We start from the raw sequence: 6,419 nt of genomic DNA, 5'->3' as shown, positions 1-6,419 counted from the left end.
TGCCGTCGTGGCCGACCCGATCACCCAAAACCCCACCACGACCGCAGCGTGGCCAATGGTGGCACCCGGCATCACGACGCCGTCCAGCCAGCCAGCAGGCATCGGCTCGCCGCCAAAGACCACGAGCGCGGCAGTGGGCGCCGTCACGGCCGCCATCTTCAACGTGTAGGTTGCCAGGCTCATCGTTCGCTCCTGTCCTCGGCACCGAAACGTCCGGGCAGCATAGGCAGTTCAAGGGCACTTGCCAGGGCCATGACGTCCGGGAGGAACTGCGACCGCAGGTGCCCGGCCGATACCCTGCTCACTGCGGGAGGGGCTCGCTGGATGCGCCGGACGGGGTTGAGTGTGGCCGGTGATTGGCGCGGCCGTGTGATGGGCCTGGCGCTGGGCCGCGCGACCTGGCGGCGGAGGGTTGGGGCGGCCTCGCTTGGGTGCTGCGACAGGCTGGCCGGGCTGCACCGCCCACGACGCGCGGGCGCGGCACCGGAAGGCCATCCTGGAGCTGACCCGGGCTACGCGCGACCGCACCGGAAACCTCCCTCCCCTGCCCGCCATCTACCCTGATAGCATGGCGCCGGTCGTGCGCCAGACGCAGGACGGCCATCGGGAACTGACCGAGATGCGCTGGGGCATGCCGGGCCCCGAGCAGTACGGCGGCCACCCGGTGACCAACACCCGCAACACCCGCAGCCCGCACTGGCGCCGCTGACTGGGACCGGCGCACCGCTGCCCGGTGCCGGTGACGTCCTTCTCCGAATGGGAGGACACCAAGCCCAAGAAGACGCCGGTATGGTTCGCGCTGTCAGAGAAGCGGCCGCCCTTCGCCTGCGCGGGCATCTGGAGCAACTGGACCGGCACGCGCGGCCCCAAGTTCAATCCCGTCGAGGGCGAGCACGAGCTCTACGGCCTCCTAACCTGCGACCCAAACGAGACGGTGGGCGGCATCCATCCCAAGGCGATGCCGGTGCTGCTGACCACGCTGGACAAGATGGACACTTGGCTGGAGGCGCCGTGGCCGGTCGCCCGCGAGCTGCAGCGCCCGCTGCCGGAAAACGACATGCTCATCGTGAGCAAGGGCAACCGGGAGAGCCAAGCTGAGAGTCGATGGGCTCGGGGCGGACGGCAGCTCATGCGACGAACCCACGTCATCCGAGGATGGTCAGGCCGCATCCTTCGTGCGGTCGACCTTCTTCTGCGTTCCCGCCTTGCGCTGCGCAAGGAAGGCGCTCTTGACCTCCTCGAAGAAGCTTGGCGGGAGGGTGCCGTAGCGTTTCTGGCCGCGCTTCCCGGGAATGGAGACAAGGCGCGGGCCATGACGGTCGAAGTTGAACTCCGAAACGACGACCCACTGCCGGGTCCCGTCCAACCCAGCAATGGTCCTGACCTCAGGGGGGATTTCGACGGCCACTTGGCCCCTACGTGGCGGTTCGTGGCTGATGGCCAAGTACACGGCTTGGCCCGCGCCCAAAGCGAGAATGACGCAGCTCGGGCGCTGCTTCAGCCCACGGCGATTGCCACTCGCCTCCTCGCAGGCCCAAAGATAATCGTAGCGGAACACGCCACCGAGGACCTCCTGCGGATCGAAGGGTGGTTCCCCTGGCGCCGTCAGGAGGAGGTCGCGGCTGCCTTGGACCGGCGCGCAGCTTCCAGTTTGCGGTCCAGCTCAGCATGGCGTGGATGCATCGTCGCCGCCGACACCGCCTCGAACAGCCAGTCAGGAGCATCCGCGGTGGCCATGGCGACCTGCTTTGTCACCTTGGTTCTGCGCGGCTGCTTCACCACCTGCGCCGCGTCTTTCACTTTGGACACGCGCACGATCGCGGGCTGGCGGCGAAGAGCAGCCTTGGGCCGCCTCTTTACCTCCTTAGTGGTCCGCGCTTCTTGCCTCGTGATGACCAAAGCTTCGCTCATGGCGCGGATTATCGGTTCTCTCGTGGCGGCTTGCAAGGGCTCCCTAGAGCCTTCCACCCATGGATTTCCAGATCGCCTAGAGGGCACAAGAATGGTTAACGCATTGACAAGAAACAGGTTGCACTGGAGCTGGGCGGTGCCTGCCTTACCCGGGGCGGTAGCGTGATCGGGCGAGGCCATCGTCAGCCAACGGACTACTTACGTCTCACTACGCGATGCACACCGACATGTAGCTCTTGATACCTCGCCCCCCAAGGCATAGCGTTGTGAGATGTCGAAGGAACCCGCCCTCCGCGCTGTAGCCCGCCCCTCCCCGGACTTCACGGACCGCGCCTACTGGGCCGGGACCATCAAGATGGCCCTCAGTAGGTTCTTCGTCCTCCAGGTGCTGCACGATGGCCCGGCCCACGGCTACGACATCGCCCGCGCCGTCGAGCGGACCACCAACGGCTGCTGCTCGCCCTCCGAGGGTGCCCTGTACCCGACGCTCCGCGAGTTCGAGCAGGGCGGCTACGTGACATCCGCCTCCGAGGTCGTCTCCGGCCGTGAGCGCAAGGTCTACACGCTGACCGACAAGGGCCGCGACGCCTTCAAGGTCGGCCTGGAAGCCTGGATGGACGCCACGGCGACCCTGACCGAGACCGACCGCGCCGCCGCCGCCCGCGACCAGGCCAAGGGCGCCTGCCGGTGCTAAGTGCTGGCTTGCCCACATACATCGCCCACCGAGGCATACCCAAGAGGACCGTCAGATGACCTCCTGCTGCTCCGTCACGCCGCGCCCTCAGAACAGGGCCTCTGAGGTCCACGCCGCTCTCGGATCGCTACCTGTCGCCATCATCGGCGGCGGTCCGGTCGGCCTCGCCGCCGCGGCGCATCTGCTGGAGCGTGGCCTTGAGCCGGTCATCCTGGAAGCCGGTCCCTCGGTCGGCACAGCGCCGCTCGCCTGGGGCCACGTCCCCATGTTCTCCCCCTGGCGCTACAACATCGACCGGGCGGCCCAGGCCCTGCTGGAGCGGCACGGCTGGGCGGCGCCGGACCCCGACGGCTTCCCAACGGGCCGTGAGCTGGTCGGACGCTACCTGGCGCCGCTTGCCGCGCTCCCGGACATCGCCAGCCGCCTGCGCCTGAACACGCGCGTCACCGGCGTTGCCCGATGCCACGCTGGCAAGGTCCGCGACGCCGGGCGCGTGGAGCAGCCCTTCGAAGTCAGGTTCCAGGCAGACGGACGCGAAGGCCACCTACTCGCCCGCGCCATCATCGTGGCGACGGGCACCTGGGGCAACCCAAGCCCGGCCGGTGCCTCCGGCCTGCCCGCCATCGGCGAGCGCGAGGCCGCCGACCAGATTCGCCACGGCATGCCCGACGTCCTTGGCGCCGAGCGCGGCCGCTACGCGGGCAAGCGCGTCCTCGTCGTCGGCTCCGGCCACTCGGCCATCGGCACCCTGCTCGACCTCGCCCGCCTGGCCGAGCAGGCACCGGGCACGACCGTCCTGTGGGCGGCCCGCGGCGCCGACCTGACGCGGGCCTACGGCGGTGGCGCCGCCGACCAGCTGCCGGAGCGCGGCGCCCTGGGCCAACGCCTGCGGCGCCTCGTCGCGTCTGGCGCCGTCGAGCTGCTCGCGCCCTTCGCGGTGGATGAGATCCGCCGGGGCGCCGGTGGTTCCCTGCAGGTCATAAGCCTGGAGGGTCGGACAGCGGAGGCCGACGAGATGGTGGTCGCCACAGGGCTGCGGCCCGACCTCGGAATCCTTGGCGAGGTCCGCCTGGACCTGGACCCGGCGCTGGAGTGCCCGCGCGTGCTGGCCCCGCTGATCGATCCCAACCTGCACTCCTGCGGCACCGTCCGGCCGCACGGCGCCTTCGAGCTCCAGCAGCCGGACAGCGGGCTTTTCCTTGCCGGGATGGCCAGCTACGGCCGAGCGCCGACCTTCCTGCTGGCCACCGGCCACGAGCAGGTGCGCTCCATCGCCGCCTTCCTGGCGGGCGACCTCGAGGCGGCGCGCCGGGTCGAGCTCGAACTGCCGGAGACCGGCGTCTGCAGCGGGAGCCGCGCGTTCCCCGGCGCCGCCGACGCGGTGTCCTCTTGCTGCGCTCCCGCAGCACCCCCGGTCGCCTGCTGCTCCCCGCGGTCGGAGCAGGAGCTGGTCAAGGAGACGCCCTGCTGCGTGACCAACACCGCGCGGACAACCGCACCGGCAGAGCCCGCCGAATGAGCCAGGCCACGATGCCGGGGCGCGCCCCTGCCGGTGCTGCGGCGGACCGCAGACGGCTGACGGTCGTCTCGGCCATCGGCGTCGGGCAAATCCTTGCCTGGGGTTCCTCCTACTACCTGCTGGCCGTGCTGGCCGGGCCGATCGCGGCGGACACTGGCTGGCCGCTGACCTGGATCATGGGCGCCCTGTCCATCGGCATGCTGGTGTCCGGCCTGGCTTCGCCGCGCGTCGGCCACCTGATCGACCGGCACGGCGGCCGTCCCGTGCTCGCCGCCAGCGCCGTCCTGCTCTCCGCGGGCCTGCTGCTGCTCGGACTGGCGCCCAGCCTGCCGGTGTTCGTGGTCGCCTGGGTGGTGCTCGGGCTGGCCATGGGTGCCGGGCTCTACGACCCGGCCTTCTCTACGCTGGGGCGGCTCTACGGCGAGCAGGCGCGCTCGGCGATCACCCACGTCACCCTGTTCGGCGGCTTCGCCAGCACGGTTTGCTGGCCGCTCAGTGCCATCCTGGTCGATCAGCTGGGCTGGCGGGGCGCCTGCCTGACCTACGCCGCCGTCCATCTCGCGGTGGTCCTGCCGCTTTACCTGTTCGGAGTGCCGCGCGAAGCCGCCAAGCCTGCCGCGGCCCCTGCAGCCAAGGCCGCCGCGGTGCGGGGCCACATGCGGGCGGGCCAACGCTACGCCTTCGTCATGCTGGCGGCAGGGTTCACCCTGGCAGCAGTCATCATGACCGTGCTGTCCGTCCACCTGCTGACACTGCTGCAGTCCCAGGGGCTGGCCCTGGCCGCAGCCGTCGCCCTGGGCACGCTGATTGGCCCGGCACAAGTTGGCGCCCGCGTGCTGGAGATGCTGTTCGGCAAGAAGGCGCACCCAATCTGGAGCCTGCTCGCCTCGGCGGTGCTGGTGGCAGTCGGCCTGGGCATGCTGGTGGGCGCGCCGGGTGTCGTGGCGGCAGGCATCATCATGTACGGCATGGGCAGCGGCATCCGCTCCATTGCTCGCGGCACGGTGCCCTTGGCGCTCTTCGGCAAGGAGGGCTACGCGGTGCTCATGGGCCGCATCGCCATGCCGACCCTCGTCGCGCAGGCGGCCTCGCCGTTCCTCGGCGCCTGGCTGCTGGACGGGTTCGGCGCCTCCACTACGCTGGCCGTGCTGTGCGGCGCCGCCGTGCTCAACATCCTGATGGTGTTGGCGCTGCTGCCGGTGGCCCTGAAGCCGGGCAGCACCGCGCCAGCCACAACCTGACCAAACACTTTCATGCCCACCAGACCCGGGACCAGACGATGATGATTACAGCCCTCGGCAAGACATCCAGAGATCATACCGAGACTGCGGTGACGATCCGGTCCGCCACGGAGGCCGACATGGACGCCGTCGCCGCCATCTACCGGCACCACGTCATGCATGGCACCGCCACCTCCGGGACAGAGCCGCTTACGGCCGACGATGTGCGGCAGCGCGACGCTGCCATCACCGGGCGCGAGCTGCCCTATCAGGTGGCCGAGGACACAGATGGCCGCGTGCTCGACTATGCCTATGCGGGCGCTTACCGTCCGCAACCTGCCTACCGCAACACGCGCTCCACGGAGCAGGCCTCATCTGCTGCCCAATCGGCGAAGCTCAGGTAATAGGTGCCCACATCCGAATAGCCTGCCTGTGCCGCCGCCAGAGCCGCCAAGGCCGCACGTCCACCGCCATCGCAGTGTGTCACGATGCGCTCACCAGAATTAAGCCCAGCCTGATCGATCAATCCACGGAGATCCTCAGGCGCACGAAGCCTGCCATCAGGCCCGAGCAAAGCAGAATGAGCCAGGTGCCTCGCCCCCGGCAAATGCCCGCCGCGCCGGTTGGCACGCAGATCCTCGCCTCGGTACTCCGCTGCCGTACGGGCATCGAACACCTGGGGGCCGGTGCCCCGCGCCAGTGCATCGCGGAGCGAGCTGCGCTCGACCAGCGCGACCACCCCGGAACTAGGGCGGGGTGTGAATACAGCCTTGTGGGGCGACTGCGGTACGCCTTGCTCGGTAGCTCCGGCTTCCTTCAGCACCGCGAGCAGCGCGGGCCAGCCGCCGTTCACCACAGCCGCGGGCACGCCGAAATGTTGCAGGATGAACCAGGCGCGGGCTGCCTCTGTCATGCGGCCGTCATCGTAAACCACGACCTGCGTGTCGCCGTCGATGCCAAGGCGCCCGATGGCCTCCGCCCAAAAAGTCGTCTGGCTCAGGGCGCCTTCCGGTGTCTTGGCAGCCTTCTCCCACACATCGATAGACAGGCGGACGGCACCCCGCGCGTGTTGCGT

Annotated in this window: 9 protein-coding genes and 1 pseudogene; 6 read left to right on the top strand and 4 right to left on the bottom strand. The window is 69.6% G+C overall.

The features are described 5' to 3' along the window. The coding region (locus CR162_RS21335) for a hypothetical protein (protein ID WP_141563281.1) at positions 1-183 on the bottom strand (183 nt) is incomplete at its 3' end. A gap of 244 nt (positions 184-427) precedes the next feature. On the opposite strand from CR162_RS21335, the gene CR162_RS23320 reads away from it, so the two are divergent. Together CR162_RS23320 and CR162_RS23315 are read left to right on the top strand one after the other, a co-directional pair. Then, on the top strand, positions 428-709 hold the full coding sequence (locus CR162_RS23320) for an SOS response-associated peptidase family protein (protein WP_367604173.1): 282 nt from the start codon (positions 428-430) through the stop codon (positions 707-709). Positions 710-733: 24 nt separating this feature from the next. Further along, positions 734-1,048: pseudogene (locus CR162_RS23315) on the top strand (SOS response-associated peptidase family protein); the annotation flags it as partial. A 111-nt stretch (positions 1,049-1,159) separates the two neighbouring features. Here CR162_RS23315 and CR162_RS22580 read toward each other — a convergent pair. Beyond that, positions 1,160-1,558 carry a hypothetical protein gene (locus tag CR162_RS22580; protein ID WP_176559980.1) on the bottom strand — a complete coding sequence of 133 codons (399 nt, stop codon included), beginning with the start codon at positions 1,556-1,558 and terminating at the stop codon, positions 1,160-1,162. A gap of 47 nt (positions 1,559-1,605) precedes the next feature. Continuing rightward, positions 1,606-1,911, bottom strand: coding sequence for a hypothetical protein (locus tag CR162_RS22575; protein ID WP_176559979.1), 306 nt, complete (start codon positions 1,909-1,911; stop codon positions 1,606-1,608). Positions 1,912-2,182: 271 nt separating this feature from the next. Here CR162_RS22575 and CR162_RS21325 point away from each other — a divergent pair, with 271 nt between their 5' ends. The 4 genes from CR162_RS21325 to CR162_RS21310 all read left to right on the top strand — a co-directional run bounded on the left by CR162_RS21325 (position 2,183) and on the right by CR162_RS21310 (position 5,748). Next, a complete protein-coding gene (locus CR162_RS21325) occupies positions 2,183-2,605 on the top strand; it encodes a PadR family transcriptional regulator (protein WP_099097495.1) in 423 nt (140 codons plus the stop codon). Positions 2,606-2,660: 55 nt separating this feature from the next. Continuing rightward, positions 2,661-4,124 (top strand): FAD-dependent oxidoreductase, encoded by a 1,464-nt coding sequence (locus CR162_RS21320; RefSeq protein ID WP_099097494.1) that lies wholly within the window; start codon positions 2,661-2,663, stop codon positions 4,122-4,124. Next, positions 4,121-5,365, top strand: coding sequence for an MFS transporter (locus CR162_RS21315; RefSeq protein ID WP_099097493.1), 1,245 nt, complete (start codon positions 4,121-4,123; stop codon positions 5,363-5,365). The genes CR162_RS21320 and CR162_RS21315 overlap by 4 nt, the downstream gene beginning before the upstream one ends. An 89-nt stretch (positions 5,366-5,454) precedes the next feature. Further along, on the top strand, positions 5,455-5,748 hold the full coding sequence (locus tag CR162_RS21310; protein ID WP_245870524.1) for a GNAT family N-acetyltransferase: 294 nt from the start codon (positions 5,455-5,457) through the stop codon (positions 5,746-5,748). Here the strand turns inward: CR162_RS21310 and CR162_RS21305 are convergent. Next, positions 5,685-6,419, bottom strand: a 735-nt coding sequence (locus tag CR162_RS21305; protein ID WP_099097492.1) for a sulfurtransferase, incomplete at its 5' end; no start/stop codon positions are given. The genes CR162_RS21310 and CR162_RS21305 overlap by 64 nt on opposite strands.

The organism is Teichococcus rhizosphaerae (assembly GCF_002631185.1).
Taxonomy (GTDB): Bacteria; Pseudomonadota; Alphaproteobacteria; order Acetobacterales; family Acetobacteraceae; genus Pseudoroseomonas; species Pseudoroseomonas rhizosphaerae.
Note: the sequence above shows the minus strand (reverse complement) of the source record. Positions and strands in the feature narration are given on the sequence as shown.